Genomic DNA, 26909 nt, shown 5'->3' on the forward strand with positions numbered 1-26909 from the left:
GCCGGGGCGGGTCTACGGGTCAGATCGGTCACGGACCACAGTCTTCGGCCGGTCCGGTTTCCCCATCGAGTGGCCCGAGGGACATGGTTCGCTAGGATCGGGCCATGTCTGCTGACCGGAGCCGTACGCCGCATCGTGTGGCGGTCCTCGCCCTGCCGGACGTCATCCCGTTCGAACTGGGCATCCCGCACCGGATCTTCGGCCGCACCCTCGACGCCTCGGGCGAGAAGCTGTACACGGTCGTGACCTGCACTCCCGTCCCCGGACCTGTCCCGGCCGACGCGGACTTCACCCTCCAGGTGGAGCGGGGCCCGGAGGAGCTGGAGCGCGCGGACACGGTGATCGTCCCGGCCGCGTACCACCCCGCGGAGGTCTATGAGCACGGCAGACTCCCGGACCAGCTGGCTGAGGTCTTCGCCCGGATCCGGCCGGGCACCCGGGTCGCGTCCATCTGCACGGGCAGCTACTTCCTGGCCGCCGCGGGACTCCTCGACGGCCGTCCCGCGACGACGCACTGGTGGTGGACGGACCACTTCCAGCGGCTGTTCCCGACGGTACGGGTCGACCGGGACGTGCTGTACGTGGACGACGGCTCCGTCCTGACCTCGGCGGGGGTCGCGGCGGGCCTGGACCTCTGTCTCCATATGGTCCGCCGGGACCACGGCACGGCCGTCGCCAACGACACCGCGCGCCGCAATGTGGTCCCGCCGCACCGCGCGGGCGGCCAGGCGCAGTACGTGACCCGCCCGGTCCCCGACTCGACGGCCCCGACGACCGCGGCGGCCCGCACCTGGGCCCTGAGCCGCCTCCACGAACCGCTCCAACTCCGCGATCTCGCCGAACGCGAGTCGATGAGCGTCCGCACCTTCACCCGCCGCTTCCGCGACGAGGTCGGCGTCAGCCCGGTCCAGTGGCTGACCGCCCAGCGGGTGGAGCGGGCCCGCCAGCTGCTGGAGTCGACGGAGCTCTCGATGGACCAGGTGGCACGGGACTCGGGCTTCGCCACGGCGCAGTCGATGCGTGCGCATGTCCAGACGGTGCTGGGCGTCTCCCCGACGGCGTACCGCAGAACCTTCCGCGGCCGGACCCCCTGACGACCGTCCGGGCGCTGCCCGGCCGCCTGGGGCGGCGGTCCCTTCACCGGACGCCGGGTCTCCCGGGGGGCGGTTCTTCTGGAGCGCGCGGGTCACCCCTGCGAGGCGCTGTTCCGCAAGGAGCACCCGGCGGGCGTCGCCTCAGCAGGTCGGAGGCTGTACGGGGGTCCGAGGGTCGGCTGATTCCCCGGCTCGGAGCGCGATGGCCGGCGGCCTGGGGCTTTACTGTCGCCCGGACCGGATCAGGCGCCGCGTACCCGTCGCGTGCCCGATGGGTTCGGCCGCTCTTCCCGCCCGCCCGGGCACGCGGCGTCACCGGTCGGCCCTCGGGCCTCAAGCAGAAACAGACCGCCGACGCAGGGCACCCGGGTGTACCGGCCGGACAGGGAGGCGGTGGAGCCGTGACCCGTCGCAGGGAGCCGATCGAATCGGCTCCTGGCCATGCAGGCGGCGAGCGTGACGGCCCTCACAGCGACATCGTCCCGAGTCCGCGGGCCATGCGTTCGAACGCCCGCACCATGGGGCTGTCGTCGTCGGACCGCCGGACCAGACCCCATTTCAGGAGGGGAAGACCACGGACAGGGACGTACGTGACATCGGGGCGGGCGTAGTAGCGGGTGACCTGGTTGCCCAGGAGGTGGATGACCTCCCCGTCGGCAACGAGCGTGTACATCTGGTCCAGCGTCGTGACCCGGAACTTCCGTTCGATCGCACGGTTGCTGGGGGCGGAGAAGGGCACGAAGGCATCTTCGAAGTAGTCGGGCTGGGGCCCGTCCGGCCCCACGACACCATGGTCCGCGAACGCTTCCACCGTCACCGACGAGCAGCCGGCCAGCCGATGGTCGGTGGACACCAGGGCGACCCTGGGCTCCATGAAGAGCACCGGCCCCACGGTCAGGTCGGGCTCTTCCACCGGGAGCCACGACAGCAGCAGGTCGATCTCACCGTTGCGCAGCCGCGCGAACGGGTCCATATAGCCGTTGTGGCTCAGCCTCAGCCCCCACTGCGGGTGCTGCGAGCGGAAGGCGTCCCAGAAGTGCCGCAGTTCATGGCCGTTGGTCACCATCAGGCCGATCTTCAGGACATCCGTCTTGCCCTGGGCGGTGAGCCGCGCCCGGTCCACGCTCGTCTTCAGGTTCTGGAACACCGGCCGCAGATCACCGCGCAGCTGTTCGCCGACCGGCGTGAGCTGTACCCGGCGGCTGGTCCGCTCGAAGAGTTTCGCCCCGATCGAACGTTCCTGCTTCTTGATCGCCTGACTGATCCGGGCCGCCGACACATGCAGCCGCTCGGCGGTCCTGCCGAAGTGCAGCTCCTCCGACAGCGTCAGAAAGATCTCGATGTCCCGGAGCTCCACGCGCCTCCACGCCTCACCTGTTCGTAAACCCCCGAATTAACCAACGTTGCATGATCGACCATTGATCGTCGCCTTGTCCATACAGATGCTTAGTGCATGAACGTCGTCGCTACCAAGGTGTCGCTGACCGTGGAGGACATCGGCGCTTCCAGCCGGTTCTTCACCACTCATCTGGGCTTTCGTGAAGTCGAGTCGGGGAACGGCTATGTCTGCCTCCGCCGGGACGACACCTCCGTAGAGATCGCCCTGTCCGAACGCGACCCCGAGCTGCCGCCGCGCCCCAGGAAGGGTCAGGGACTGGCCGATCTCGTCGTCACCCTGACCGTCACGGATGTCGTGGCCGAGCACGCACGGCTGCGCCGCGAGGGGGCCGCCGTCAGCGGCCGGATCCACCACGAGCCATGGGGTGAGCAACTGTTCCGGCTCGTCGATCCGAACGGTGTCGTGGTCCAGCTCACCGAATGGGTGCCGCCGGCCGGAGCCCCCGAGCACAGGTAACCGAAGGGCAGCGGCTTTCGCGGACGAAACGCAGAGAGCCGCTTCCAGAACCCGCCCGTACCGACGGAGATCCCGCGCAACATCTTCGTCCGTGAATCCCGAATTCAACGTTCCTCGTCCTGTTTCGACAACCACGAGCTCAAGGAGAACACCATGCAGAAGTTCGACACCTCCGGCACCATCGCCGCCGTTCTGGACATCCCTGCGGGCCGTCTCCGGTTCATCGCCGCCGACCACACCGACACCACCGTGGAAGTCCTGCCCGCAGACGCTTCGGAGCGCCGCGATGTGGAGATGGCTGAGGAGACCACGGTCGAATACGGTGACGGCATCCTGTGGATCACGGCCCCTGCCGCGAAGAACCAGCTCCTCGGCGACCCGGGATCCGTCGAGGTGACCGTCCGGCTGCCGGCCGGCTCCCACATCGAGGCGAAGGCGGCAGCCGCCGATTTCCGGGGGGCCGGAAGACTCGGAGACATCACCTTCGAGGCCGCGCAGGGCAAGGTCGAGCTCGACGAGACCGAGAGCGGCCGGATCACCCTTCTCACCGGCGACGTCTCGGTCGGCCGCCTGGGCGGTCCCGCCCGGATCAGCACCCGGAAGGGCGCCATCCACATCACCGAGGCCATGGCCGGCACGGTCACCCTGAGCACCGAGCACGGCGCGATCTCCGTCGGGGCCGCCCGCGGGGTCACCGCCTCACTGGACGCCGGCACCGGCTACGGCCGGATCCACAACTCGCTCCGCAACACCGGTGGTGCCGCCGGCCTGAACATCCACGCGACCACCTCCTACGGCGACATCACCGCCCGCAGCCTCTGACCCCGCAGCCACAGCAACCGTACGCGGGCACCTCATCCCAGCCGTGATGGCGACACCGTGGCCCCGCCCCACCCCAGTACCGACATCTCAGAAGCCGGACGCCCAGTGCGCCGGAACCCACCAGAGCCCCTCCGGGCACCGAAGGAAGGTAAGGACAATATGACCGACTCGCTGCAGGGCGCCGCGTACTTCCCCGCGATCGAGAAGAAGTACGGCCGCCCGATCGCGGAGTGGAAGGGCCTCATCCGGTCCTCTCCTCTGACCAGGCACATGGAACTCGTCTCGTGGCTCAAGTCCGAGCACGGCCTGGGCCACGGCCACGCCAACGCGCTGGTCGCCCACACTCTCGCGGAGGACAAGGCGAAGTAGCCGCACAGCGTTCCCACTGCCGCGAACGACAGGGATTCCACCGGCGTGGAGCCGGTACGGGCGTCCTTCCGCCTTCGGCACCTCATCCGGCCCAGCCGGCCAAGTCCGACCGCTTCACCGCCGGGCGGGAGCGACCGCGCTCCACCGGCGTGGAGTCGACGATCCAGTGGGGGTCCAACCAGTCGATCTTCACGGACAGTGCCGTCAGGAGGGCGTCCAGGTTGTTCGTCACACAACGATCTTGGACGCCCTGTCTACGTTCCCGGACACACCATCAGCATTCGGAGCGGCTCGTCTAGGATCCGGCGGCTCCTGGGACAGGGCTGTCCGTGGACCAGAACCGGGATCGCACATTGGGGTACGGCACATCGCCGTGGGAGTAGTCCTGCCCCTTGGCCCTGACGGCAGGGTCCGGGACCTCGGACTTCTTGACGCAGGGCGTGGCGACCTCGAAGAAGGCCTGCCCCTTGTCACCGATGGTGACACTGATGGCGAAGCCGTCCCCGGAGCGGGCGAAGATCGCCGGGTGGTCCTTGTCCTTGTTGACCGAGACGATCTCGTATCCGCTCTTCTTCCAGAACCGTTCGGTCACTCCGAGGAAGTTGCCGCGCCGCTGCTCGGAGATGATCGTCATCACGGTCCGGTAGCGGATCAGATCGCAGTCCCCCGCCGTCGTCAGATCGTTCGTCCACTCCACCTCGGGAACGAATGCCGCCATCGTGCTGTCCAGCATGGCGTCCGCTTTCTCGGCGGCTTCCCTCATCGTGATGTCCATGCCTGCGGCCTCCTGACCCCTCTCGTTCTGGAACAGTCCGCACCCACTGAGCACCATCCCTACCAGGATCGCCATCAGTGCCGTGCGGGTCGCGCTGCTCGTGCGTCTCACCGGTGCCTCTCAGTCGTGATTCCGTACTCCCCCGAGACGACCCGGGCGATGTTGTCGGCGGACACCCGGTCCGTTTCCGGGGTGAAGTACTGGGAGTGCGCCGCAATGGGTTCGCCGTCGAATACGGGGTGCGGCCCGTCGTCGACGGCGAAACGCCGGGCCCCGAACGCCTGGCTTGCCGGGTCCTTGCCGAAGTAGATGTCGTCGCCGCCGGGATCCGAGAGGACCCCGGGAACGGCCATCCTGAGTCCGGCTCCGACAGCCCCCACCACCGCCTCCGGCACGGTCGGCAACTTGGTCACGATGTCGTTGTCGGCCGCACCCACGTATACCCGTTGGGGCGGCACACCGAGATCCGCCGCCTTGTCGACACCGACACCGGGGCTGCCGACCAGAACGATGTCGTCCACACCGGGGATTCCCCCCGACTGCCGTGCCGCCGTGCCGACCGTGAGGGATCCGTAGGAGTGGCCGATGGCCGTCACATGCGGATCGTCGTGCTCGTTGGTCGCTGCCAGACCGGCCATGAAACGGTTGTAGGCCGGCGCGCCCTTCTCCGCATCCGCAGTGGACATGACGTCGATGCTCTGCGGGGCGTCGTAGCCCAGCCAGACGATCGACGCCGTTGACTTGTCGTAGCGTTGCGCGCCGACGGCTGTGTCGAGTGCCCGCTTCACCGTGCCTCCGCCGAACTCGGCATCGAGTTTGGTGCCCAGCCCGGGAACGTACGCGGACACGTTGCGCGCGGTGTCGGGGTTCCCGAAGGAAATGATGGCCCGGCCGTTTCCCTCCCCGCTGATCCCGAGAAGGAACATGGGGACCTTGTGGGGCTCCAGCAGGCGCTCCTCAATCTTCCGCAGCCCCTCCAGCATGGCGGGGTCGTCCCCGGTGCGCTCCAGCTCCGCGATCAGGGACGGCAGGTGGTTGCGGTTGGCCTCGTCCCTCACTGCAGCAGGGATGCCGTCCAGCATTCCGATCAGATCGGGCGCGATATCCAGATACTCCCGCCGCTGGTCCTCGTCGAGCCCCTCCCACCACGTCTTGTACTCGGCCGGGGAGGCGTCCTTCGGCATCGCAGCGACCAGGTAGCGGGCGGTAGCGGTGCGGACAGCGGCCGCGTCCTGGTGCATGTCACCCAGCGTCGCTTCCGTCACGTCCAAACCCTGTGCCGCCTTGAGGCCGTTCAAGGTCTTGGTGTACCGAGCATCCACCTCCGCGGCCGACCGGACCGCACGTGCGATGCGGTCCGCGATGTCCCGTGCTTTCTTCGCATGGGGATTCACGTGGAGGTCGCCCCGGAAACGGTCGCCCTGCGGATCGTGCAGATCAACGCGCGGCGGCTTCCCGTACTCCCCGGAGCCGGGCGGTTCCAGCGGGCCTCGTGAGCTGCCTTGTACGGTTCCGCCGGAAACGCACTGCTCGGCCCCGGCGGAGCCGACGCTCGCAGAGGGATAGGTGACCGAACCATCGGACTCGACCGTGTACGCCAGCGACGCCGCTTCGTCCAAGGCCTGCCGTAACTGCCTCTGTGGCTCCGCAAGATCCGCGGACAAACCGTTCAGCGCTGTTCGAATCAACCCGCATTCCGTCGACAGGTAGTCGTAGTTACGGATGAGACGCCCCAGACGCCTGACGGCGCCCTGTGCCGCTTCACTCTCCTGGGTTTCGATGAGCTGGGCCGACATGGCCCTTCTGGCGGTTTCGCGGTCAGCGGCGGAGCGGGTGGACATCCGGTGCCAGGCATCCGCAGCCTCCTCGAACTCGGCGCGCTTGACGTCCCTCAGTTCCTGCCAGGTCAGAAAGTCCGCCGTCATCGGTTCTCGTCCTTCATGCGCGCGGACGATCCCATGGACCTTTCCACCTCCAGGTCCACGCCCGATAAGTCGTCGGCGACCCTCAACAGGGCCCCGCCGAGGTAGGCGCACTCGTCGCGTACGGAAGCGACCCGCTCCTCCCACGAAACGAGCACGGCCTTCAGGACAGGCACACTGCCCAAACCGGCGTTGCCCTGTTCGATGCCCCGATGGCCGGAACCGAGTGCGCGCCTCCCCTGGTCGGCACTCATCCTCAGGCCGTCCGCCGCTGTGGCTGCCCGGCGCCAGGGAGTGCTGCCGTGGAGCAGTCTGCCCAGACCACCCCCACCGTTTCCCGGCGCGGCCGACGAACCCGTCCCTCCCGGGCCGAGTGGCGCGGCCGAGGCCAGGGTCATGCTCACCTCGTCCGCTGCCGGAGCGACGGACTCCGACGGCGGAATGCCGAACATTTCCTGCCATCGCTGCGCATTGAATTCCGGCATGCTTGCACATCCCCTCCCGCTCATAGGCGGCGCCACAAAAGACACCTGGTGAACGCCGTCGATCAGCGTAGGGCGCAGTCGGCGCGCGTCACCACTCAAGCGGAAGAGACCGGCAATAAAGTTCACCCGGTCGATATCACGACAGAATGACCGGAGCAAGAGTAGTCGCCCCTACGGATACGGAACTCCGAAGTGAGTAGGGCGAGTCGTCAAGGGGACGCGGCCTGCCGGTCGGTCTCTGCACGAACTCACCGGGGGCATCCTGACGGAGACGCTCCGGGCATCCGCGGCGGAGTGGAGCGTCTCGGGCGGGGCCGATTCCGATGACGGAGCCCCTCAGAACGTCAGCACCACCCTCGCACCCCGCCCCTTCCCCTCCCCCATGGCCTCCGCCGCCCTCGCGAAATCCTCCACCGGGTGGGTTTCCGAGACCAGTTCGTCGAGGAGCAACTCGCCCCTCGCGTACAGGTCCGCGTAGAGCGCGATGTCGTGCTGCGGGCGCGAGGTGCCGTAGCGGCAGCCCAGGATGGATTTGTCCAGGAACATCCCGGCCGGGGCGAACGTCGCCTCCGCCGACGGGGGTGTCATGCCCAGCAGGATCGCCTGGCCGCCGCGGTCGAGGAGGTCGATCGCCGTGCGGATCAGGGGCGGGCGGCCCACGCATTCGAAGACGTGGTCCGCGCCCGTCGGGAGGACGTCGCGGACGGCTTCGGCGGACGGCAGGAAGTGGGTCGCGCCGAAGCGCAGCGCCAGGGGTTCCTTCGCCGGGTCGGTTTCGATCGCGACGATCCGGGAGGCGCCCGCCAGGCGGGCGCCCTGGAGGACGTTGAGGCCGATTCCGCCGGTGCCGATGACGACGACCGTGTCCCCGCGGCGCGTCCTCGCCCGGTTCAGTACGGCTCCGACTCCCGTCAGCACCGCGCAGCCCAGGACGGCCGCCGAGGTCAACGGGAGGTTCCGGGGGATCCGTACCGCCTGGACGGCCGTGACGATCGTGCGCTCCGCGAACGCCGAGTTCGCGGCGAACTGGTACAGCCGCTCGCCCCGGCGCGAGAAGGGCCGGCCCGGGCGGCCGATCGCCGTCCGGCAGAGGGTGGGGCGGCCGCGGTCGCAGTCCGCGCAGGTGCCGCAGTTGCGGAGGGTGGAGAGCGCCACATGGTCCCCGGGGGCCACATGCCGCACCCCTTCCCCGACCGCCTCCACCACGCCCGCGCCCTCGTGGCCGAGGACCACCGGCACCGGGAAGGGGATCGTGCCGTCGATCACCGACAGATCGCTGTGGCAGAGTCCGGCCGCGGCGATCGCCACCAGGACTTCGCCGGGGCCCGGGTCCCGGACCTCCAGATCGTCCACCGGCTCCGGCCGCCTGCCGTCGAAGACGACTCCCCGCATGGGCAGTTCACCCCTTCGGTTCCTTCGGGAGGCCGAGCACCCGCTCGGCGATGACCGTGCGCTGGATCTCGTCCGAGCCGCCGTAGATCGTGTCGGCCCGGCTGAACAGGAACATCCGCTGGTCGGGGGAGAGTTCGTACGGCGCGTCCGCGCGCCACTCCCCCGGTCCGGCCGTCGCCGCCGCGCCCCGTACGGCCATCGCCAGCTCGCCCAGGGTGCGGTGCCAGTTGCCCCAGAGGAGTTTCGTCACGCTCGGCGCCCCGGGATCACCTCCCGGCTCCGGGTCCGCGAGGGCGTTCCAGCGCAGGGCCCGCAGCCCCGCCCACTGCCGGACGAGCCGTTCCCGGATGACGGGGTCGTCCGCCGCGCCCGTCGCCACGGCGGTACGGACGACCTCCCGCAGCTCCGCCTCGAAACCGATCTGCTGGGCGAGGACGGCCGCTCCGCGCTCGTCGGCGAGGAGGGCCATCGCGACGGCCCAGCCGTTGCCTTCACCGCCGACGACCTGCCCGGCGCCGACCGCCGCCCCGTCGAAGAACACCTCGTTGAACTCGCTGGTGCCCGTCAGCTGCCGGATCGGCCGTACCTCGATACGGCCCGGCTGGTCCATCGGCACCAGCAGCAGCGACAGCCCCCGGTGCCGCCGGGAACCCGGCTCGGTGCGGGCGAGGACGAAGCACCAGTCGGCCTCCCGGGCCAGCGATGTCCACACCTTCTGGCCGGTGACCCGGTAACCGGCGCCGTCCCGCACCGCGCTGGTACGGACGGCGGCGAGGTCCGAGCCCGCGCCGGGTTCGCTGTAGCCCTGGCACCACAGCTCCTCGCCCCGGGCGACCGGCGGCAGGAACCGGTCCTGCTGCTCCCGCGTCCCGTACCGGATCACCGTCGGCGCCAGCAGGTTCTCCCCGATGTGCCCGACCCGGCCGGGCGCCCCGGCCCGCGCGTACTCCTCCGCCCACACCACCTGAAGGTCCCGCCCGACGGACCGGTTGCCCCAGCGCGCCTCGGGCCAGCCCAGGCCGATCCACCCGCCGCACCCCAGCGCGCGCTCCCACTCCCGGCGTACCGCGACGCCCTCGTGCTCCCGCCCGGGGCCGCCGCCCGCGCTCCGGTGCGCGGCGGTGAGATGCCCGGCCAGCCAGGCCCGCACCTCCGCCCGGAAGCCCACATCGTCGGAGCAGGCCACAGCTGCCTCACCCATGGTGTACGCCTCCCCCGGCTCAGGTGTTGGGGCGTTCGCCGGCCTTCGCCGCCCGCGTCATCTCCGTGAGCGCGGCCAGCATCGGCATCGGATCGGTGCCGACCGTGCCGGGCAGGAAACCGGCGATCTTCTCCGGCGTCCAGCCGCCCTCCGCGTACCCGGCGCGCAGCTCACGCGGCTGCGCCCAGACCGCGATCTTGGGTCCGGCGATCGTGTAGACCTGTCCGGTGATCTCCCGGGCCCGGTCGGAGAGCAGATAGACCACCAGGGCGGCGACGTCCTCGGGTTCCCCGATCTCCGTCAGCTCCATCGGCACCCCTGCGGACATCCGGGTCCGGGCGACCGGCGCGACGGCGTTCGCGGTGACGCCGTACCGGTGCAGTCCGAGCGCGGCACTGCGGACCAGCGAGATGATCCCGCCCTTCGCCGCCGCGTAGTTGGCCTGGGACACCGAGCCCTGGTGGTTTCCGCTGGTGAAGCCGATCAGGGTGCCCGAACCCTGTTTCCGCAGGACGGCGGAGGCGGCGCGGAAGACGGTGAAGGTGCCCTTGAGGTGGGTGGCGACGACGGGGTCCCACTCCTCCTCCGTCATATTGAAGAGCATGCGTTCGCGGAGGATTCCGGCGACGCAGACGGCGCCGTCGATCCGCCCGTACGCGGCGAGCGCGGTGTCCACGAGCCGCTGTCCGCCCGCCATGGTGGAGATGTCGTCCGCGACGGCGACCGCGCTGCCGCCCGCCGCTTCGATCTCCTTCACCACGGCGTCCGCGATCTCGGAGGCGGGTTCGGCCCCGTCGACGGACACGCCGTAGTCGTTGACGACGACTTTCGCGCCTTCGGCCGCCGCGGTGAGGGCGACCGCCCGGCCGATGCCCCGGCCCGCGCCCGTGACGGCGACGACCTTGCCTGCCAAGAAGTTCCCCACGCCCGGCCCCTTCCCACAGTTTCTGACGGACCGTTAGATTCTAGGCCGGTCCGGACGCCCGGCACAGCCCCCGTACCGCAACCGCGAGCCGGGGCTCCGGACCGCCGGACGCCTTGAGGAGGTCGGTGCGCGATGCCGCTGCCGCGCGAGTTCCACGAGATCGCCGAACGCGTGAACAACTGGGGCCGCTGGGGGGACGGCGACGAGATCGGCACCCTCAACCTGGTGACCGATGCGGTGGTACGGGCCGCGGCGGGCACCGTCCGCTCCGGCCGGCGCGTCGCGCTCGCGCTCCCGCTGCACCGGGACGGGCTCCAGACCGGGCTGGTCCCCGGCCGGACCAACCCCTGCCACACCATGCTGCAGATCAACTACGAGATGTTCGGCCCGGGTACGGTCGCCACCAGCGACGACACCGTGACCATGGCGCTCCAGGCGGCCACCCACTGGGACGCGCTCACCCATGTCTCCCACAGCGGCACGCTCTACAACGGCCGTCCGGCGAGCACGATCACCCCGCACGACGGATCGCGGTTCAGCGGGATCGACAAGATCCCGTACGTGGTCTCGCGCGGGGTGCTGCTGGACGTGGCCCGCGCCAAGGGCGTCGAACGGCTCGGCGCCACCCACGCGGTCACGCCCGAGGACCTCGACGAGGCCGCGGAGTTCGGCGGGGTGACCGTCGGCGCGGGTGATGTGGTGCTCGTACGGACCGGCCAGATGCGCCTGCTGCTGGCCGGGGACAAACACGCCTACGGGTTCCCGTCGCCCGGGCTCTCCGTCCGTACGCCGGAGTGGTTCCACGCCCGGGACGTGGCCGCCGTGGCGACGGACACGCTCCCCTTCGAGATCGTCCCGCCGGAGATCGACGATCTATGGCTGCCGGTGCACGCGCTCCATCTGGTCGAGATGGGCCTGCTCCAGGGCCAGAACTGGGATCTGGAAAAGTTGTCCACAGCCTGTGGAGAAGAACGCCGGTACACGTTCCTGCTCTCGGCCATGCCGGAACCGTTCGTCGGCGCCACGGGCACACCGGTCGCTCCGGTCGCGGTCTTCTGAACCGCCGAATCGGGTCTGGTGGGCTGCCGGATCGCGGCGCCCCTCAGCGGCGGACTGCTGCCAGTTCGACGGGTGTACCAGTACGGGCGGCTCCGCCGCGCGCACCGTCCCGCGCCCCTCCGGCGCCGGTGCCCGGCTCCCGTACCGCCACCGTCCCCGGCTGGCGGACGGCGACCGTGCCCGGGTTCCGTACGACCACGGTGCCCGTACCGCGGGCCGCCTCCCGAGCCCCCGCCGTCGCGCTCTCGCGCGCGGTGCCGCCGAGCGGGCCGGAGTACGTGCCGCGGGCGCCGCGCGTGTCGTCCGGATACGGCGCCCCGACGGGCACACCCCGGTCGATCTCGCACCAGATCGCCTTGCCGTTGCCCTCCTGGGACCAGCCCCAGCGGTCGGCCAGACCGTCGACGAGTTCCAGACCGCGGCCGTTGGTCTCGTCGTCCTCCGCGGTACGCCGCCGGGGCGGCCGGGCACAGCGGTCAGCGACTTCGACCCGGACCGTGCCCGCCTCCTCCTTGCCGAAGCCGAAGAGCATCCGCAGCACGGCGGGGCAGCCCGTGTGGACGACCGCGTTGGTCACCAGCTCCGAGATCAGCAGGATCAGCGTGTCCGCCAGCGGCTCGTCGTGCTCTATCCCGGAGCCGACGAGCCGGGACCGCGCCCATCTACGGGCCCGCCCCACCTCCGCGGGATCGGGACCGACCTCCAACTGAACCTGGAGCACCTGCACCGCTCACACCATCCGAACCGGCGGACACAACGCCTCGCGCCTCGACTGGGTCTTTCCCGGCAGGGTCACTGCCTGTGACTCCCGTGCGGGACAGCATGGTTGACGTACAGTCACCGCAACAAGCGCTTCGGGCATATTCCAGCACGAAGGAGTACTCGGGGTGAGTGCTGTGCGACACCTGCCGCGGCGAGTCGAACAGGGGCTCGCGGCCCGCTCACCCGTGGTGTGAGCGGCGCGCATTTCCGGGCACGGGGACACCGCAGGGGCGTCACCGCGGCCGTCGTGCCTCGGTACGACTCGCATTTCAGGGAGCGTACCGGAGTGAGCGGCCGACGACGGCCCGTGACGAGTCATCCGAAGGACACAACCCGATATCGACGCAACGTGACACGCGATGGTGCTATAGCGACGGGCGCGGCGCGGGGGGCCCGGCGGATGCGGCCAGGGCGCGGGCCGCGGCCTCCTCCGCCTCGGCGGCGACGGGCCGGGTGCGGGCCCGCAGCCAGGCGCGTTTGAGGTGGAGATGGATGTCCGCCTCCCAGGTGAAGCCCATACCGCCGTGGATCTGGACGCAGTCGCGGGCGTTGGCGACGGCCGCGTCGTCGGAGATGAGTTTGGCCCCGGCGGTCTCGGCCGGGTCGCCGGAGAGGGCCGCGGCGTAGACGGCGGCCCGGGCGAGTTCGGTACGGACCAGCATGTCCGCGCAGAGGTGTTTCACCGCTTGGAAGGATCCCACCGGACGGCCGAACTGCTCACGCTCCCGGGCGTACCGGACGGCCAGCTCGGTGACGCGGCCCGCCGTGCCGAGCTGCTCGGCGGCGGTGAGGAGGGCGGCCGAAGGGTCCCAGGGGCCGGGGTCGGCCGGTGCCGGGACGCGGTGCAGGGGGGTGAGCGGATCGACGGACCGCAGGGGTACGGCTCCGGGGAGCCCGGGGCCGGGGGGCAGGGCGACCGGCGGTACGGCTCCGAAGGCCCCGGCGCCCGGGGATTCTGCGCCCGGGGGCCCGACTCCGGAAGGCCCAGCTCCGGAAGGCCCGGCCCCGCCCCCCGTCCCGTACCCCTCCACCACGTCCGCCTCCGCCAGCCAGGCCACCAGCCCGCCGTCCGCCCGCGTCACCACCGTCTCCCCCGTCGCCGCGCCCGCGACCCGGCCCGCCGCCAGATGGGTGGCGGCCAGCGGCCCGGGGACGAGCGCCCGCCCCAGCTCCTCGAAGACGAGTACGGCCTCCGGCGCCCCGAGACCGACGCCCCCGGCGTCCTCCGGCAGCCGCAGCGCGAACACCCCGGCCTCCGCGAGCGCGGCCCACACCACCCGGTCGAGCCGCGGGGGCCCCGCGCCGTCGGCCATGGCCCGCAGGGCCTTCGGCGGGCAGACGCGTTCGAGGAGTCCGCGGGTGGCGGACTGCAGCGCCCGCTGGTCTTCGGTGAGCCTGAACCGCATCTCAGGCACCGCCTTTCGGCAGGCCGAGCAGCCGCTCGGCGATGATGTTCCGCTGAATCTGGGAGGTCCCGGCGGCGATCGTGTACGAGAGGGACGACAGCCGGTCGACCGCCCACTCCCGCCCGAGGTCGAGCGCGTCGGGCCCGAGGACCTCGGCGGCGGTCTCGTACAGCTCCTGCCGGGCCCCCGAGTAGCGGAGTTTGAAGACGGAGCCGCCCGGGCCGGGGACCGTGCCGCCGGTCCTGGCCTCGCTGACGTTCCACTGGACCAGCCGCCACAGCGCGGTGAACTCGGCGTGCAGCCTGCCCAGCCTGCGCCGGAGGACCGGATCGTCCCAGCGGCCGGTCTCCCGGGCCGCGGCGGCGAGAGCGGCGAGGGTACGGCGGCAGGCGACGACCTCCCCGGCGAAGGCGGTACCGCGTTCGAAGGAGAGGGTGACCATGGTGACCCGCCAGCCGTCGTTCTCGGCGCCGACCCGGTGGGCGGCCGGGACCCGTACCTCGTCCAGGAAGACCTCCGCGAACTCGGCCGTTCCCGCCAGCGTGCGCAGCGGCCGGACGGTGATCCCGGGCGCGTCCATGGACAGCGCCAGCCAGCTGATCCCGCGGTGCCGGGGGGCGGCGGGGTCGGTGCGGACGAGGAGTTCGCACCAGTCGGCGACCTCGGCGTGCGAGGTCCAGATCTTGGAACCGGTGACGACGTACGCGTCGCCGTCGCGGACGGCCCGGGTGCGCAGGGCGGCGAGATCGGATCCGGCGCCGGGTTCGCTGAAGCCCTGGCACCAGATCTCGTCGCCGCGCAGGATCGGGCCGAGCCACCGTTCGCGCTGTTCGGGCGTGCCCTCGGCGGCGATGGTGGGCCCGGCGTGGAGGAGGCCGACGAAGTTGGCGCCGACGTAGGGCGCGCCGGCGAGTTCGGTCTCCTCCAGGAAGACCAGCCGGAGGCCGGGATCCGCGTCCCAGTGGAGCCGGCCGTACCCGGCGTCGTACAGCATGCGCTGCCAGTGGGTGTCGTACGCGCGGCGGCCGGGCCAGTCGTCCGGTGAGGGCTTCGGGGGGAGCCGGGGCAGGGCGGTGGCCAGCCAGCTCCGCAGTTCCGTGCGGAACGCCGCTTCCTCTTCCGTCGGGCCGAAGTCCATGGAGCCCGGTCACCCCGCCTTCGCCGTACCGAATCTGACACTCCATCAGATATGTATCGGCCCCAGGCTAGCCCCGCCCCCGACCGCCCACAAGCAGCCCCGCACCTACCCCCGCAACCGTATCTGACGTACCGTCAGTTCACTTGTCACCGTCCCGAACGGAGGCGTACGGCCATGGAGTCCACGCGTACGGAACCGGGGCAGCCGGCCGAAGGATCCACCGCCGCCCGGGAGCTGGGCACCGCCCGCACCCTCTGGGAGCTGATCGACCGCCGCGCCGCGCTCACCCCCGACCGCCGGGTCCTCCTCCAAGGCGACCGCGTCCTCACCTTCGGCGGACTGCGGGACGCCGCCGAACGGACCGCGGCCGGACTGCACGGTCTGGGCGTCCGCCCCGGCACGGTCGTCGCCTGGCAGCTCCCCACCACGGTCGAGACCGTCGTCCTGGCCGCCGCCCTGGCCCGTATCGGCGCCGTACAGTCCCCGGTCATCCCCTTCTACCGGGACCGCGAGACCGGTTTCGCGCTCCGCGCCTGCGGGGCGGAGTACTTCGCCGTGCCCGGAGAATGGCGCGGTTTCGACCATACGGCGATGGCGGTACGGCTCGGTGCCCGCGGAGTGTTCGAGGCGTACGGGAGCCTTCCGCAGGGCGATCCGGCCGTTCTGCCCCCGCCGCCCGCCGACGGCACGGCGGTCCGGTGGATCTACTGGACCTCGGGCACCACCTCCGATCCCAAGGGCGTCCGCCACACCGACCGCTCCCTGATCGCCGCCGGATCCTGTCTCGCCCACGCCCTCCGGCTCACGCCGGACGATGTCGGCTCCATCGCCTTCCCCTTCGCCCATATCGGCGGCGCGGACTATCTGGTGATGCTGCTGCTGTACGGGTTCCCCGCCGTCCTCTTCGAGAAGTTCGCGCTGCCCGACGTACTGCCCGAGTACCGCCGCCACGGCGTCACCACCGCCGGGGGCTCCACCGCCTTCTACGCGATGTTCCTGGCGGAACAGCGGAAGCTGCCGCCGGGCGAGAAGCTGATCCCCACGCTGCGGCTGCTCGCGGGCGGCGGCGCGCCGAAACCGCCGGAGCTGTACCACGCGGTCGTCCGCGAACTGGGCTGCGCGCTCACCCACGGCTACGGCATGACCGAAGTCCCCATGATCACCATGGGGTCCCCGGACGACTCCCCCGAGGCTCTGGCGACCACCGAGGGACGGCCGCCGGAGGGCATGGAGATCCGGATCGTCGACGGGGAGGTACGGCTCCGCGGCGAGGCGGTCTGCCGGGGCTATCTCGACCCCGCCGAGACCGCGGCCGCCTTCGACGAGGACGGCTTCCTCCGCACCGGCGACCTCGGGCACCTCACCCCCGCCGGGCATCTCGTCCTCACCGGCCGCTGCAAGGACGTGATCATCCGCAAGGGCGAGAACATCTCCGCGAAGGAGGTGGAGGATCTGCTCCACACCCATCCCGCCGTCGCGGACGCGGCGGTGATCGGGCTGCCGGACGAGGAGCGGGGCGAGCGGGTCTGCGCGGTCCTGGAGCAGCGGCCGGGCACGGCTCCGCCGACCCTGCCCGAGGTGACGGCCTTCCTCAGGGGCCTCGGCCTGGCCCCGTACAAGATCCCCGAACAGGTCGAGGTCGTCGACGCGCTGCCGCGGAACGAGACGCTGCGGAAGGTGCTCAAGTACCAGCTGCGGGAGCGCTACGCCTGACGGCCCTTGCCCCGTTCGGGCGCCCACCCCTGCGACGCGCGGCGGTCTTCACCCCTGGAGCGTGCGGCCCCGGCGTACGGTCGCGTCGAACCGGCCACCGGTGAGCGGCGACGGGCGAAGGGGCGGCAACGGCAGTGGACGACGCGAGCGGCACATCGGAAGTCGGCGTGGGGCAGCCGGGGCGCGGGCGGCGGTGGGCCATGCTGTCGGTGCTCTGCCTCAGCCTGCTGATGGTGGCGCTGGACGCCACCATCCTCAATGTCGCCCTCCCCTCCCTGATCGCGGATCTCGACCCCGACGCCCTCCAGCAGCTGTGGATCATCGACGTCTACGGGCTGATCCTCGGCGGGCTCCTCGTCACCTCCGCCGGGGTCGGGGACCGCTACGGCCGCAAGCTCCTCTTCCTGTCGGGCGTCGCACTCTTCGGCGCCGCGTCCGTCGTCGCCGCCACCTCGGAATCCTCGGCGCAGCTCATCGCCGGACGGGTGCTGCTCGCGATCGGCGGCGCGATGGTGATGCCCTCCACGCTCTCCCTGATCCGCAATATCTTCCACGACCCGCGCGAGCGCACCCTCGCGATCGGGGTGTGGGCGGCGGTCGCGGGCGCGGGTGCGGCGATCGGGCCGCTGGTGGGCGGGGTGCTGGTGGAGGAGTACGGCTGGGCTGCGGCGTTCTGGGTGAACATCCCGGTGGTCGTGCTGACCTTCGCGGCCGGGGTGTGGCTGCTGCCCGAGTTCAAGGACCTGGGGCACGAGCGCCTGGACTGGCTGGGCGCGCTGCTGTCGGTCGCCGGGATCATCGCCCTGGCCTGGGGCATCAAACACCTCGCGAAGAGTGGTGTGGACGCGCCGGGGCTGCTGGTCCTCCTGGCGGGCCTCGGCCTGCTCGCGCTGTTCGCCCGCCGTCAGCTCTCCCTGCCGGATCCGCTGCTGGACGTCCGGCTGTTCCTCAGCCGCCCGTTCACGGCGGCGGCCGTCGGCACGCTGATGGCGATGATGGCGATCGGTGCGGCGCTGTTCCTGCTGTCGCTCTGGTTGCAGTACGTCCACGGCTACTCGCCGTCCCAGGCCGGCCTGCGCACCCTGCCCGCGGCCCTCGCCGCGCTCGCGGGCTCCCTGACGGCGCCCTGGGTAATGCGGCATGTGAGCGTCCGGGCGGCAATGACCACGGGCCTGGCGTGCATGGTCGCGGGCTTCCTGGTGCTGGCACTCTCCCCGGAGCCGACGACCTATCCGTACGTCGCCGTCGTCTTCGTCGCCCTGGGCCTCGGGGACGGCCTCGCCATCACCACGGCGGCGGCGGTCCTGGTCTCCGCGGTCCCCGCCGAGCGGGCGGGCCAGGCGGGAGCGGTCTCCGAGACCTCGTACGAACTCGGCGTCGGCCTCGGCGTCGCGCTCCTGGGCTCCATCCACGCGGCGGTCTACGCAAGCGACATGGCGGGCCGCCCGTCCGCCGCCCGGGAGTCGATCGGCCAGGCGGCGGAGCTGAACGACCCGACCGTCCTCGCCGCCGCCCGCACCGCGTTCGACTCGGCGCTGACGACGACGGCGTGGGTGTCGGTGGGCTTTGTGGCGGCGGGGACGGTGCTGGTGGCGTGGCTGGTCCCGAAGGACTTCACCGCGACGTCAGCGCATTGAGGCCGGGTGCCTGTCAGTGGGTGCCGAACCCGCCGGTCCTGACGCCCGCGACGAGCCCGGCGAAGGCGGACACGGAGACCAGGAGCACGGGCCCGTCGGTGCGCTTACTGTCACGGACGGGGACCGTGCCGGTGGCGGACGCGTACTGAGGGGCCCACTCGACGCAGGCGCCACCGTTGTCGCTGTACGAAGACTTGGTCCAGTCGAGGCAGTCGTACGTCACGGTGGTTCCTCTCGTCAGTTGGTGCCCAGATCTCCGGCCTTGACGCCGACCACAAGTCCGGCGAAGGCGCGGGCCGAGACTATGAGAACCGGTCCCTCAGCGCACTTGCTGTCGCGGATCGGGACGATGCCGGTGGCGGACACGTGTTCAGGGGCCCACTCGACGCAGGACCCACCATTGCCGCTGTACGAGGACTTGATCCAATTGAGGTCGTCGGTCGTCATGAGATTCCCTCTCGCACCTGATTGAGCATGGCAACAGACTCTGCCTGTGACGGCGCTTCCGTCTGTAGTTGATGGTAGGCCCTGATCAGCGGCAGCACCGAAGTGATCTCACGTTCCAAGTGGCCCTGGAGCTGGGACTCTACGTAGGCCAGCACAGACCGGTCCGCCATGGTCAACAGGTTCACGAGACGGTCGAAGGGGCGCCGCTCGCCCATCTCGAACGGAACGATCTGAAGCGCCGTGTTCGGCTGCTCGGCAAATCCGATCAGGCTCTCCAACTGGGCGCTCATGATCTTGGGGCCCCCAATGGGCCGACGGATGCAGCTCTCGTCCAGCACGGCGAAGACGAGAGGGGCCAGGGGGCGACGAGCCAAGGCGGCTTGCCGCTCTATCAGGAAGTCAACCCTCTCGCCCGCCTGCTCCACGGTGAGAGTGCCGCGTTTGACGTTGATGGCCTCAAGAGCCGTCGCGTACTCACGTGTCTGAAGAGGCCCAGGAATGACGCCCACTTCGAACAGGCGGATCTCCGCTGCCCGCCCCTCGTGTCCGACGTATTCCGGGAAGCCTTCCAGGAGCACGCCATGTCGGATCTCCCGCCATTGACGCTCGAACGTGTCTACGGATCCTTCGAGGCCAAAAATGGTGTCAGCACTCTGCGCAAAACGGCGTGTTGGCGGCCTGCGTCCTGTTTCGACCGCCGAGATGTGCCGCCCCGAGTATCCGATCCGCTCGGCCAAGTCGTCCTGAGTCCAGCCCCTTGCCTCTCGTAAGCTGCGCAGCCGTGCGCCGAAGGCCTCTTCCGGGCTTCCATCGGGGTTCAGCTCCTTGCGATTTACCAATGTGCCCTCCAAGTTTTGTCTCGTTGAAGAGATTCCAACCCTAGGCAACTCTGAAGCTCCTTGTAGTGGAAACGCTACGGAGAGGAGCGACCCATGCCCGCTGCCCACGTCATCACCCCCACCCTCACCCCCACCCCCCAATCCCAACTCGACGCCCTGATCAGAGCGGGCGGGTTCTGGGGGCTGGCGCCCGACTGGGTTCCGCGGGGCGGATACGCCTGCGACCGCGGCACCCTCGTCGCCGCCCTCGCGGCCCTCCGGCGGCTCGCGCAGAACGAGGCGATCCGGCTGCGGAGGGGGCGGTCCCATGTCCACTGACGCAAGTGCAACGCCCTGGCGGCCGGAGATCGGCGGGACGGCCAGGGACACCGTGCGCAACAAGGTGGGACGGGTCATGGACCGGACGCATACGCGCTACTGGCTGCGGCCCCTCGGCGGCGGCATCGAATGGGACGTACCCGCGGCCGATCTGCGGCCCGTGACCGCCTCCGAACTCCTCAGCACCGCCGTCACCGAGGCCAACGAACGCAGCAAGGGGGCGACGGCGTGACCGCGACCGTCTGCGCGCGGTGCCGCGAACTGGAGGACGAGGAGCTGGAGGCCAGGGGGACCGGGGACCAGTCCCGCGCGGCCGACTGCCGTGTACTGCGCCGCCGCCACGAGGAAGCCGGCCATCCGCCCGCGCCTCCCGAGTCCTGACCCCACCCGGAAACACCAGCACCCGGCGGACCGCCCCAACGGTCCGCCGGGGCCCGGAGGTGACCATGACACGCGACGCCCTCGTCGCAAAGGCACGGCGGCCCTTCGACGCCGTCTGCGTCCGCTGCAAGGCCGAAACCTGCGCCCCGACCGAGGTCGGTTCGGTGGAGCGCGCGAGCGGTCCGCCGGTGGTCCTCTACGCCTGCCCCCGCTGCGTGCTCGGCACCGGCGCGGGCCCCACCCCCGGCGAGGACATCAGCCCGCCGAGAGCCCCGGCAGGGGCTACGGGTGCTCCGGAGTGACGTAGTACGCCGCGAACGCCTTCAGTGCGTCGTCCTCGCGGATGCGGCCGTCGCCGTCCGGGTCGAGGGCGCGGGACGCCTCCGCGGCGATCGCGGGGGAGACGCCCAGGACGGTCAGGACCCGCTCCGCCGCGCCCGTCGTCACGCCCTCGCCGTCGGTGTCCGCGACGGCAAGCACCGCGTGCAGGAACGGGCGGGCGATCTCCGCGAAGCGCTCCGGGTTGTCCCGGAGGCGCTTGACCGCCCCGGTGACGAACTCCTGGCGGCTGACGCGCTGGTCGCCGTCGACGTCGGCGATCCCGGCCATGCCCTGCCAGAAGGCCTCGGCACCGCTGTAGAGCGCCTGGCCCTTGTCGCAGCGGGGAGTCGTGGAGAACTCGGCGAGCAGCCTCGCGGCCGCCCCGCTGAAGTCCTCACGGTCGATGAAGCCGTTGCCGTCCTGATCGAATGCGGCGAACCGAGACGCAATCTTGCGCTCGTACTCTGCGCTGTCCATGCGGGGAGCGTAAGGCCCCGAGCGGCTGACGCGTGCAACTACCCGCCAATTGACCCAGCGCGAACGGAAAACCAACCGCCGGTGACGGGCCGATGAGCCCCCACCGCTCCCCCGCCACCAGCGGTGACCTGCGGTAACGGGCGCACCTGCACAAGCCCCATACCACCTCGACCCGCCCCTGGGGGCGCACTTGGCGCAAAGGGGCGTACCCAGCAGGGTGCGCGCACTAGATTCGGGGGGAGGGGTAGGCGTACACGACGGAACAGCGGAACACAGCGGACAGAACAGCGGACGAGACAAGGGCAGGGCGGACAGGGTTGGGGGCCGGGACCGATGGCTAAGGACACGCAGCTGCGCTGGGACCGCCGGATGCAGCAGCGGCTGGCCCGGGGCGAGGCCGCGGCGCTCGGTGAGCTGTACGACAAGTTCGCGTCCCTCGTGCACAGCCTGGCCCACCGGGTGCTCGACGACGACGAGGCGGCCGACCAGGTCACCCGGGACGTCTTCGGCTATCTCTGGGAGAACCCCGACGCCTACGACCCGCGGCACGGCTCGATGCGCTCCTGGGTGGCCCGGGTGACCAACCGGCACGCCGTGGACCGGCTGCGGCGCACCGGAGCGGCCGCGCTGGCCCGGGGTGCCGACGGCACCACGGAGCAGTTGGAGCAGCGGGTGCTGCGGGCCGCGGCCGAGGCCCGTGCCGACTACATACGCACCTCCATGCCGGCCCCGCTGCGCCAGGCGCTGGAGCTGGCCTACTTCGAACGGCGGGACTACCGCCAGACCGCCGCCGATCTCGGGGTGACCGAGGACGAGGCCCGGCGCAGGCTCCGGCTCGGGCTGCAGCTGCTGTCGACCGCCCACAGCCGCCCGGTGGAGGGCGGCGTACCGCCCGGTCATGGACGCTCCCTGTGAACGGCCCGGCGGCAGGGGAAGGGGACGACGAACCCGAGGAGGTCCGAGGGGCGCCGCGGACGCCCGGCTCACGGCCGACCGGTGACGACCACCGGCCCCCGCCGGGGCCGTCCGCGGTGCCCCGCCCGGCGACGAGTCCGGGAGAGAGTCCGAAGCCGTGCGGCCCCGCGCACGGCACCCCGCCAGCCGACCATCCGGCCGAGGCCGATATGCCCCGTACACCAGACCGACCGATCCACGCCATGGACGGAGGAGACGACTCCGAAGGGCCGTTCCCCCACCGCGTCCTGAAGTCCCTGCTCGGCGCGTGGGCGCTGGCCGCCTGCTCTCCCGAGGAGACCGCGGCCGTCGACGCGCACCTGACCGGATGCGCGCCCTGCGAGGACGAGGCGCGGCGGCTCCGCGGTGCGGTCGAGCTGCTGCACACCGAACGGGACCTCGACCTGCCTGCGTCGCTGCGGTTCCGGGTGCTGGAGAACTGCCTGGTCCGCAGGCCGCCCCGGATCCCGGTGCCGGACTGGGCCGCTCCGTACGATGCGGAGACGGCACGGCTCGACGCCCTGCTCCGCGACATCGGCGGACGGGACTGGGACGTCCCGGTCCCGCTGCGCTGGTTCGACGGACAGCGGGCGGTCGAGGAGTGGACGACCGTCAGCCGGGTGATCGGGCATCTGATGAGCATCGACGGGCTGGTGGCGAGTGCCCTCGGGCTCGACGACCCGATCGGGCGTGAGGCGCCGAGGGGTCCGGCGGAGCGGACGGAGAAGTTCTGGCGGGCCGAATCGGGTCCCCGCGGCCGGTCCGTCCACCCGCCGTGGCGGGAGCAGAGCCACACCCTGATCCGTACGGTCTCCTTCGCCGGTCCCGGCGCCGCCGATCTGTCGGTGTCGTACGGCGACTTCTCGCTCCCGCTGCGGGACTCGATGATCGACCGGGCCTTCGAATGCTGGATCCACGCCGACGACATCGCGGGCGCGGTGGCCTATCCGTACGATCCGCCGCGCGGCCCGCATCTGAACCGGATGATCGACCTGGCGGCCAGGCTGCTGCCCGCGGCGCTCGCCGGACGGCGGCGGGCCGGTCTGGCCGGGCCCGTACGGCAGCTCGTCACGGCAGGCGCGCCGGGGCGCTCCGTCCATCTGGAGGTGGAGGGCGCGGGCGGCGGGAACTGGTACATCGCGCTGGACTCCCCGGCAGCGCTCGGTTCACCCGACCACACGGTGGCGCAAGTGGCGCTGGACGCGGTGGAGTTCTGCAAGCTGGTCGCCGGTCATGTGCCGCCGGAGGACGCGGCGGCGGGCCAGGACGGGGACCGGGAGGCGATCCGGGATCTGCTGTTCGCGGCGGCGTCACTGAGCAGGCTCTGACCTCGCCGCCGCCGGAACGCAACCGGCGGCGACGGCGGTCTTGGAGTAAGGGCTCAGAGGTCAGGGCTCAGAGGTCAGGGTCAGGCGAAGACGACGGTACGGTGCCCGTTCAGCAGGATCCGGTGCTCGGCGTGCCACTTCACCGCGCGCGCCAGCGCCTGGCACTCCACGTCCCGGCCCACCGCGACGAGCTGGTCCGGGGTGACCTCGTGGCCGACCCGCTCCACCTCCTGCTCGATGATCGGGCCCTCGTCGAGATCGGCCGTCACATAGTGCGCGGTCGCCCCGATCAGCTTCACTCCGCGGGCATGCGCCTGGTGGTAGGGCTTGGCGCCCTTGAAGCTCGGCAGGAAGGAGTGGTGGATATTGATGATCCGGCCGCTGAGCTGCTTGCACAGATCGTCGGAGAGCACCTGCATATAGCGGGCGAGGACCACCAGCTCGACGTCCTGCTCCCGGACCAGCTCCAGCAGCTCGGCCTCGGCCTCGGGCTTGTTGTCGCGGGTCACCGGGATATGGCGGAAGGGGACTCCGTACGAGCCGACCAGCGCTTCGAAGTCGCGGTGGTTGGAGACGACCGCGGCGATCTCCACCGGCAGCGCGCCGATCCGGGAGCGGAAGAGGAGGTCGTTGAGGCAGTGACCGAACTTGCTGACCATCAGGACGATCCGCATGGGCTCGTCGGCGCGGTGGATCTGCCAGTCCATCTGGAAGGAGTCGCCGACGGCGGTGAAGCTGGCCCGCAGCTTGTCCACCGTCACCGGCTGCTCGGCCGAGAACTGGACGCGCATGAAGAACAGACCGGTGTCCTGGTCACCGAACTGGCGGCTGTCCTCGATATTGCAGCCGGTGATGAAGAGGTAACTCGACACAGCGTGCACAATGCCCTGTTTGTCCGGGCAGGACAGCGTCAGTACGTACTGTTCGGTCATCCTCGTAGGGTGCCACACCGGCACCCCGCGACGCGGGAATCGTCCGCAGAACGGACGCCGGGCACGCCCCCCGGGACTAGGCCGTGTCGTCAAAATCCCGCCTGGCCCGCGACGCCCGGCACGCACACTCTCCCCCTGTGCCCTTCGGGCACGGGAGGTGCCCCCAGCGTTGTCGGGATTTCCCGAGTACGCCCAGTACGAGGGAAACCGCCCCCTGGCTTCGCCGGGGGGACCCCCACCGCCTTGCGATTGCACGCACCTGGGGGTCCCCCCAGCCGCAGGGCTGGGGGAGCCGCAGGCCCCGCCCTTCGGGCGGACGGCGCTATTTTGACGACACGGCCTAAGCAGACCGGGTCATGATCCGCAGTACGTCCAGCGACCTCGGCGGGGCGTCCGGGTCCTCGGCGTCGTTCCCCGCGAGCCGTACATGCGCCTCGCGCGCCGCCCGTACCGCATCCGGCCAGCCGGGATGCTCCAGATACGCGGACACCGGCGCGTCCGGCCCGACCTGGTGCATGATCCGCAGCACCCGCAGCACCGCCGCGTCCACCAGCGCGGCCTCGGCCGCGTCCCGGAAGATCGTCCCGACGTACTTCTCGGCGGACCAGTTGTCCAGCCAGGTGTCCTCGACCAGCCGGTAGACGGCGTCGGTCACATCGCCGTAGCCCTCCCTCCCCGCCAGCCAGGTCTCCTGGTGGAAGGCGGGGTCGGAGAGCATGTGCAGCACCGAGCGCACATTGAGGCGCCAACGCCACCAGGGCATGTCAGTGAGCGGCATACCGCCCATGGTGGAGGAGCGACGTACGCGACGGGAAGGGGGATTCGGGGCGGACTGCACGCCGTCGATCGTACGTTCCCGCCCCGCGCACCCCACCCGCCCCCCGGTGCACGCTGTTCATCCTTCTGCCATCTTCCCGCCGACAACCCACACTCCGCCGTTACCCCGGTGGCGGAAACGTGATGGTCCATGACGGACAGCAGGCGCCACTCCCCCGCCGCCGGAACCGCCTCCGGAGCCGCCCCCCGAATCGCCCGCGGGCCGGAAAGCGACCGGACCGGCGCCCCGGCACCAGCGCTCCGCGCACCCCGCGCCCGCGGCGGGCCGGCCGCCGCCGCGGCCCTCGCCGGGACCCTGCTCCTCACCGGCTGCGGCGCGCTCCCCGGCGTGGGGGACGATCCCGACCGGATCACCGTGATGACCTTCGCACCCGAGGGCACCGACGCCACGAACATGCCCGGCATGCCCGCCATGGCCAAGGCGTACGCCCGCTGGGCCAATGCCACCGGCGGCATCGACGGCCATGAACTGCGGGTCATCACCTGCAACGAGGGCGACACCCCGCGCGGCGCGTCCGACTGCGCCCGGCAGGCGGTACGCGAGAAGGCCGACGCGGTCGTGGGCTCGTACAGCCAGCACGGCAACGCCTTCCTGGCCCCGCTCCAGGCCGCCTCCATCCCCTATATCGGTGGCTACGGCATCTCCGACGACGAGTTCTCCTCGGTCGTCTCCTACCCCGTCAACGCCGGGCAGGCCGCGCTCCTGGCCGGACAGGGGGTCCAGCTCGCCGACGAATGCCGCCGGGTCGCGATCGTCCGGCCCGACACCGCCGCGGGCGACTCCCTGCCGCAGCTCCTGGGCGCCGGGCTCGCCCATGCCGGCCGGCCCGCCCCCAAGGACGTCCTCGCGCCCGACAACGCCACCGGCTACGCCCGGGAGGCCGCCCGGGCCCGGGACCTGGCGGGCGCCGGAGCCGAGGGTAGCTCCGACGAGCGGCCCGGCTGTGTCACGGCGGCCCTCGGGGAACGTACCGAGACCTTCGTCGACTCCTACCGCAGACTTCCCGACGACGGCCGCGAGATCAGGTTCTCGTCGGTGAGCGGCAGCGTCGACCAGCCCCTGATCAACCGTACGGGCGGACGTCAGGGGCCCTACGAGGGCGCGTTCGTCACCGGCTGGTACCCCGGCACGGACGATTCCCGCTGGGACCTCATGAAGAAGGTCATCGGGGAACACGCCTTCGGGGACGACCGGATCGACCCGGCCGACGCGGGCGTCCAGACCACGTGGATCGCCTACTCGGTCCTCGCCTCCGCGATCCGGGCCGTCAACTCCGACACGGTCGACTCACGGCGCATCATCCAGGCCCTCGACTCCGGCACCGAGGTCACCACCGGAGGCCTCACTCCCACCCTGAACTGGCGCTTCACCGACCTGACCGGTTTCGCGGGCTATCCGCGGGCCGCGAACCGGTCGGTCACCTTCCATGTCGTACGCGGCGGACGCCTGGTCTCCCAGGGCAAGGGCATCGACGACATCAGCAAGATCCTCTAGCGCCCCGGCTCCCCCGGCTCCCCCT

General features: G+C 71.1%; 29 protein-coding genes and 2 pseudogenes. 14 read left to right on the forward strand and 17 right to left on the reverse strand.

Features of this window, described 5'->3' with window-relative positions; translation table 11 throughout:
* Nucleotides 1–104 precede the first annotated feature (104 nt).
* A complete protein-coding gene (locus B7R87_RS12965; RefSeq protein WP_040915894.1) occupies nucleotides 105–1094 on the forward strand; it encodes a GlxA family transcriptional regulator in 990 nt (329 codons plus the stop codon).
* 466 nt (nucleotides 1095–1560) lie between these two features.
* Here the strand turns inward: B7R87_RS12965 and B7R87_RS12970 are convergent, their stop codons facing one another.
* Nucleotides 1561–2451, reverse strand: coding sequence for a LysR family transcriptional regulator (locus B7R87_RS12970; RefSeq protein WP_006348634.1), 891 nt, complete (start codon nucleotides 2449–2451; stop codon nucleotides 1561–1563).
* Between the two features lie 96 nt (nucleotides 2452–2547).
* Here B7R87_RS12970 and B7R87_RS12975 point away from each other — a divergent pair, with 96 nt between their 5' ends.
* The 3 genes from B7R87_RS12975 (at nucleotide 2548) to B7R87_RS12985 (ending at nucleotide 4140) form a co-directional block, all read left to right on the forward strand.
* On the forward strand, nucleotides 2548–2949 hold the full coding sequence (locus B7R87_RS12975) for a VOC family protein (RefSeq protein WP_006348633.1): 402 nt from the start codon (nucleotides 2548–2550) through the stop codon (nucleotides 2947–2949).
* Between the two features lie 153 nt (nucleotides 2950–3102).
* Nucleotides 3103–3771, forward strand: a complete 669-nt coding sequence (locus tag B7R87_RS12980) for a DUF4097 family beta strand repeat-containing protein (protein WP_006348632.1) — start codon at nucleotides 3103–3105, stop codon at nucleotides 3769–3771.
* A 159-nt stretch (nucleotides 3772–3930) separates the two neighbouring features.
* The gene (locus B7R87_RS12985; RefSeq protein WP_006348631.1) at nucleotides 3931–4140 is read left to right on the forward strand and encodes a DUF4287 domain-containing protein; all 210 of its coding nucleotides are present in this window, start codon (nucleotides 3931–3933) and stop codon (nucleotides 4138–4140) included.
* Nucleotides 4141–4225: 85 nt separating this feature from the next.
* Here B7R87_RS12985 and B7R87_RS34505 read toward each other — a convergent pair.
* From B7R87_RS34505 to B7R87_RS13020, 7 genes and pseudogenes are all read right to left on the reverse strand, one after another.
* A pseudogene (locus B7R87_RS34505) lies at nucleotides 4226–4372 on the reverse strand (IS982 family transposase); the annotation flags it as partial.
* A gap of 63 nt (nucleotides 4373–4435) precedes the next feature.
* Nucleotides 4436–5026, reverse strand: a complete 591-nt coding sequence (locus B7R87_RS12995) for a hypothetical protein (protein ID WP_006348629.1) — start codon at nucleotides 5024–5026, stop codon at nucleotides 4436–4438.
* Complete coding sequence (locus B7R87_RS13000; protein ID WP_006348628.1) at nucleotides 5023–6840, reverse strand: alpha/beta hydrolase; 1818 nt, start codon at nucleotides 6838–6840, stop codon at nucleotides 5023–5025. Before B7R87_RS13000 ends, B7R87_RS12995 begins: the two co-directional genes overlap by 4 nt.
* Nucleotides 6837–7322, reverse strand: coding sequence for a hypothetical protein (locus B7R87_RS13005; RefSeq protein WP_040915893.1), 486 nt, complete (start codon nucleotides 7320–7322; stop codon nucleotides 6837–6839). The genes B7R87_RS13000 and B7R87_RS13005 overlap by 4 nt, the downstream gene beginning before the upstream one ends.
* 336 nt (nucleotides 7323–7658) lie before the next feature.
* Entirely contained in the window at nucleotides 7659–8714 is a 1056-nt protein-coding gene (locus B7R87_RS13010) for a Zn-dependent alcohol dehydrogenase (RefSeq protein ID WP_006348626.1), read from the reverse strand.
* A 7-nt stretch (nucleotides 8715–8721) separates the two neighbouring features.
* Complete coding sequence (locus B7R87_RS13015) at nucleotides 8722–9915, reverse strand: acyl-CoA dehydrogenase family protein (protein WP_045853017.1); 1194 nt, start codon at nucleotides 9913–9915, stop codon at nucleotides 8722–8724.
* 19 nt (nucleotides 9916–9934) lie between these two features.
* Nucleotides 9935–10840, reverse strand: coding sequence for an SDR family oxidoreductase (locus B7R87_RS13020; RefSeq protein ID WP_006348624.1), 906 nt, complete (start codon nucleotides 10838–10840; stop codon nucleotides 9935–9937).
* Nucleotides 10841–10972: 132 nt separating this feature from the next.
* Between B7R87_RS13020 and B7R87_RS13025 the strand changes: the two genes are divergently transcribed.
* Entirely contained in the window at nucleotides 10973–11899 is a 927-nt protein-coding gene (locus B7R87_RS13025; RefSeq protein WP_006348623.1) for a cyclase family protein, read from the forward strand.
* A 319-nt stretch (nucleotides 11900–12218) separates the two neighbouring features.
* Here B7R87_RS13025 and B7R87_RS13030 read toward each other — a convergent pair.
* The 3 genes and pseudogenes from B7R87_RS13030 to B7R87_RS13040 form a co-directional block, all read right to left on the reverse strand.
* Nucleotides 12219–12626: pseudogene (locus tag B7R87_RS13030) on the reverse strand (ATP-binding protein); the annotation flags it as partial.
* 400 nt (nucleotides 12627–13026) lie between these two features.
* Nucleotides 13027–14067: an acyl-CoA dehydrogenase family protein gene (locus B7R87_RS13035; RefSeq protein ID WP_130585085.1), complete on the reverse strand. Its 1041-nt coding sequence runs from the start codon at nucleotides 14065–14067 to the stop codon at nucleotides 13027–13029.
* A 1-nt stretch (nucleotide 14068) separates the two neighbouring features.
* The gene (locus B7R87_RS13040) at nucleotides 14069–15205 is read right to left on the reverse strand and encodes an acyl-CoA dehydrogenase family protein (protein WP_006348620.1); all 1137 of its coding nucleotides are present in this window, start codon (nucleotides 15203–15205) and stop codon (nucleotides 14069–14071) included.
* A 174-nt stretch (nucleotides 15206–15379) separates the two neighbouring features.
* Between B7R87_RS13040 and B7R87_RS13045 the strand changes: the two genes are divergently transcribed.
* Both B7R87_RS13045 and B7R87_RS13050 read left to right on the forward strand, forming a co-directional pair.
* Nucleotides 15380–16918 carry a class I adenylate-forming enzyme family protein gene (locus tag B7R87_RS13045; protein ID WP_006348619.1) on the forward strand — a complete coding sequence of 513 codons (1539 nt, stop codon included), beginning with the start codon at nucleotides 15380–15382 and terminating at the stop codon, nucleotides 16916–16918.
* 134 nt (nucleotides 16919–17052) lie between these two features.
* A complete protein-coding gene (locus B7R87_RS13050; protein ID WP_006348618.1) occupies nucleotides 17053–18555 on the forward strand; it encodes an MFS transporter in 1503 nt (500 codons plus the stop codon).
* A gap of 13 nt (nucleotides 18556–18568) precedes the next feature.
* On the opposite strand, the gene B7R87_RS13055 is transcribed toward B7R87_RS13050, so the two are convergent.
* Genes B7R87_RS13055 through B7R87_RS13065 form a run of 3 tightly spaced genes read right to left on the reverse strand, consistent with a single transcriptional unit; the run spans nucleotide 18569 to nucleotide 19853 of the window.
* Nucleotides 18569–18778 (reverse strand): DUF397 domain-containing protein, encoded by a 210-nt coding sequence (locus tag B7R87_RS13055; RefSeq protein ID WP_006348617.1) that lies wholly within the window; start codon nucleotides 18776–18778, stop codon nucleotides 18569–18571.
* A gap of 14 nt (nucleotides 18779–18792) precedes the next feature.
* Nucleotides 18793–19002 (reverse strand): DUF397 domain-containing protein, encoded by a 210-nt coding sequence (locus B7R87_RS13060; protein ID WP_006348616.1) that lies wholly within the window; start codon nucleotides 19000–19002, stop codon nucleotides 18793–18795.
* Nucleotides 18999–19853 carry a helix-turn-helix domain-containing protein gene (locus B7R87_RS13065; protein ID WP_233168825.1) on the reverse strand — a complete coding sequence of 285 codons (855 nt, stop codon included), beginning with the start codon at nucleotides 19851–19853 and terminating at the stop codon, nucleotides 18999–19001. The genes B7R87_RS13060 and B7R87_RS13065 overlap by 4 nt, the downstream gene beginning before the upstream one ends.
* An 81-nt stretch (nucleotides 19854–19934) precedes the next feature.
* On the opposite strand from B7R87_RS13065, the gene B7R87_RS13070 reads away from it, so the two are divergent.
* The 4 genes from B7R87_RS13070 to B7R87_RS13080 all read left to right on the forward strand — a co-directional run bounded on the left by B7R87_RS13070 (nucleotide 19935) and on the right by B7R87_RS13080 (nucleotide 20842).
* Nucleotides 19935–20159 (forward strand): hypothetical protein, encoded by a 225-nt coding sequence (locus B7R87_RS13070; protein ID WP_006348614.1) that lies wholly within the window; start codon nucleotides 19935–19937, stop codon nucleotides 20157–20159.
* A complete protein-coding gene (locus tag B7R87_RS13075; protein ID WP_040915887.1) occupies nucleotides 20149–20391 on the forward strand; it encodes a hypothetical protein in 243 nt (80 codons plus the stop codon). The genes B7R87_RS13070 and B7R87_RS13075 overlap by 11 nt, the downstream gene beginning before the upstream one ends.
* Nucleotides 20388–20540, forward strand: a complete 153-nt coding sequence (locus B7R87_RS33105; protein WP_164516017.1) for a hypothetical protein — start codon at nucleotides 20388–20390, stop codon at nucleotides 20538–20540. Before B7R87_RS13075 ends, B7R87_RS33105 begins: the two co-directional genes overlap by 4 nt.
* A gap of 65 nt (nucleotides 20541–20605) precedes the next feature.
* Complete coding sequence (locus B7R87_RS13080; protein WP_006348612.1) at nucleotides 20606–20842, forward strand: hypothetical protein; 237 nt, start codon at nucleotides 20606–20608, stop codon at nucleotides 20840–20842.
* On the opposite strand, the gene B7R87_RS13085 is transcribed toward B7R87_RS13080, so the two are convergent.
* On the reverse strand, nucleotides 20823–21338 hold the full coding sequence (locus B7R87_RS13085) for an EF-hand domain-containing protein (RefSeq protein ID WP_006348611.1): 516 nt from the start codon (nucleotides 21336–21338) through the stop codon (nucleotides 20823–20825). The two genes, B7R87_RS13080 and B7R87_RS13085, sit on opposite strands and share 20 nt — an antisense overlap.
* Nucleotides 21339–21671: 333 nt before the next feature.
* On the opposite strand from B7R87_RS13085, the gene B7R87_RS13090 reads away from it, so the two are divergent.
* Together B7R87_RS13090 and B7R87_RS13095 are read left to right on the forward strand one after the other, a co-directional pair.
* Nucleotides 21672–22253: a sigma-70 family RNA polymerase sigma factor gene (locus B7R87_RS13090; protein ID WP_006348610.1), complete on the forward strand. Its 582-nt coding sequence runs from the start codon at nucleotides 21672–21674 to the stop codon at nucleotides 22251–22253.
* Entirely contained in the window at nucleotides 22250–23620 is a 1371-nt protein-coding gene (locus B7R87_RS13095) for a maleylpyruvate isomerase N-terminal domain-containing protein (protein ID WP_233168826.1), read from the forward strand. The genes B7R87_RS13090 and B7R87_RS13095 overlap by 4 nt, the downstream gene beginning before the upstream one ends.
* An 80-nt stretch (nucleotides 23621–23700) precedes the next feature.
* On the opposite strand, the gene purU is transcribed toward B7R87_RS13095, so the two are convergent.
* Both purU and B7R87_RS13105 read right to left on the reverse strand, forming a co-directional pair.
* Nucleotides 23701–24552, reverse strand: a complete 852-nt coding sequence (gene purU, locus B7R87_RS13100) for a formyltetrahydrofolate deformylase (RefSeq protein ID WP_006348608.1) — start codon at nucleotides 24550–24552, stop codon at nucleotides 23701–23703.
* Nucleotides 24553–24892: 340 nt separating this feature from the next.
* A complete protein-coding gene (locus B7R87_RS13105; RefSeq protein ID WP_040915886.1) occupies nucleotides 24893–25339 on the reverse strand; it encodes an SCO4402 family protein in 447 nt (148 codons plus the stop codon).
* Between the two features lie 378 nt (nucleotides 25340–25717).
* Here B7R87_RS13105 and B7R87_RS13110 point away from each other — a divergent pair, with 378 nt between their 5' ends.
* On the forward strand, nucleotides 25718–26884 hold the full coding sequence (locus tag B7R87_RS13110) for an ABC transporter substrate-binding protein (protein WP_006348606.1): 1167 nt from the start codon (nucleotides 25718–25720) through the stop codon (nucleotides 26882–26884).
* Nucleotides 26885–26909 lie beyond the last annotated feature (25 nt).

Origin of the sequence: Streptomyces tsukubensis (genome assembly GCF_003932715.1) — a bacterium.
GTDB classification, from domain to species: Bacteria; Actinomycetota; Actinomycetes; order Streptomycetales; family Streptomycetaceae; genus Streptomyces; species Streptomyces tsukubensis.

Excerpts from the sequence above, each read along its gene's own strand:
- B7R87_RS12965 (WP_040915894.1), top strand. The coding sequence starts at position 105 with ATGTCTGCTGACCGGAGCCGTACGCCGCATCGTGTGGCGGTCCTCGCC.
- B7R87_RS12975 (WP_006348633.1), top strand. The coding sequence starts at position 2,548 with ATGAACGTCGTCGCTACCAAGGTGTCGCTGACCGTGGAGGACATCGGC.
- B7R87_RS12980 (WP_006348632.1), top strand. The coding sequence starts at position 3,103 with ATGCAGAAGTTCGACACCTCCGGCACCATCGCCGCCGTTCTGGACATC.
- B7R87_RS12985 (WP_006348631.1), top strand. The coding sequence starts at position 3,931 with ATGACCGACTCGCTGCAGGGCGCCGCGTACTTCCCCGCGATCGAGAAG.
- B7R87_RS13000 (WP_006348628.1), bottom strand. The coding sequence starts at position 6,840 with ATGACGGCGGACTTTCTGACCTGGCAGGAACTGAGGGACGTCAAGCGC.
- B7R87_RS13005 (WP_040915893.1), bottom strand. The coding sequence starts at position 7,322 with ATGCCGGAATTCAATGCGCAGCGATGGCAGGAAATGTTCGGCATTCCG.
- B7R87_RS13010 (WP_006348626.1), bottom strand. The coding sequence starts at position 8,714 with ATGCGGGGAGTCGTCTTCGACGGCAGGCGGCCGGAGCCGGTGGACGAT.
- B7R87_RS13015 (WP_045853017.1), bottom strand. The coding sequence starts at position 9,915 with ATGGGTGAGGCAGCTGTGGCCTGCTCCGACGATGTGGGCTTCCGGGCG.
- B7R87_RS13025 (WP_006348623.1), top strand. The coding sequence starts at position 10,973 with ATGCCGCTGCCGCGCGAGTTCCACGAGATCGCCGAACGCGTGAACAAC.
- B7R87_RS13035 (WP_130585085.1), bottom strand. The coding sequence starts at position 14,067 with ATGCGGTTCAGGCTCACCGAAGACCAGCGGGCGCTGCAGTCCGCCACC.
- B7R87_RS13040 (WP_006348620.1), bottom strand. The coding sequence starts at position 15,205 with ATGGACTTCGGCCCGACGGAAGAGGAAGCGGCGTTCCGCACGGAACTG.
- B7R87_RS13045 (WP_006348619.1), top strand. The coding sequence starts at position 15,380 with ATGGAGTCCACGCGTACGGAACCGGGGCAGCCGGCCGAAGGATCCACC.
- B7R87_RS13060 (WP_006348616.1), bottom strand. The coding sequence starts at position 19,002 with ATGACGACCGACGACCTCAATTGGATCAAGTCCTCGTACAGCGGCAAT.
- B7R87_RS13070 (WP_006348614.1), top strand. The coding sequence starts at position 19,935 with ATGCCCGCTGCCCACGTCATCACCCCCACCCTCACCCCCACCCCCCAA.
- B7R87_RS13075 (WP_040915887.1), top strand. The coding sequence starts at position 20,149 with ATGTCCACTGACGCAAGTGCAACGCCCTGGCGGCCGGAGATCGGCGGG.
- B7R87_RS13080 (WP_006348612.1), top strand. The coding sequence starts at position 20,606 with ATGACACGCGACGCCCTCGTCGCAAAGGCACGGCGGCCCTTCGACGCC.
- B7R87_RS13085 (WP_006348611.1), bottom strand. The coding sequence starts at position 21,338 with ATGGACAGCGCAGAGTACGAGCGCAAGATTGCGTCTCGGTTCGCCGCA.
- B7R87_RS13090 (WP_006348610.1), top strand. The coding sequence starts at position 21,672 with ATGGCTAAGGACACGCAGCTGCGCTGGGACCGCCGGATGCAGCAGCGG.
- purU (WP_006348608.1), bottom strand. The coding sequence starts at position 24,552 with ATGACCGAACAGTACGTACTGACGCTGTCCTGCCCGGACAAACAGGGC.
- B7R87_RS13105 (WP_040915886.1), bottom strand. The coding sequence starts at position 25,339 with ATGGGCGGTATGCCGCTCACTGACATGCCCTGGTGGCGTTGGCGCCTC.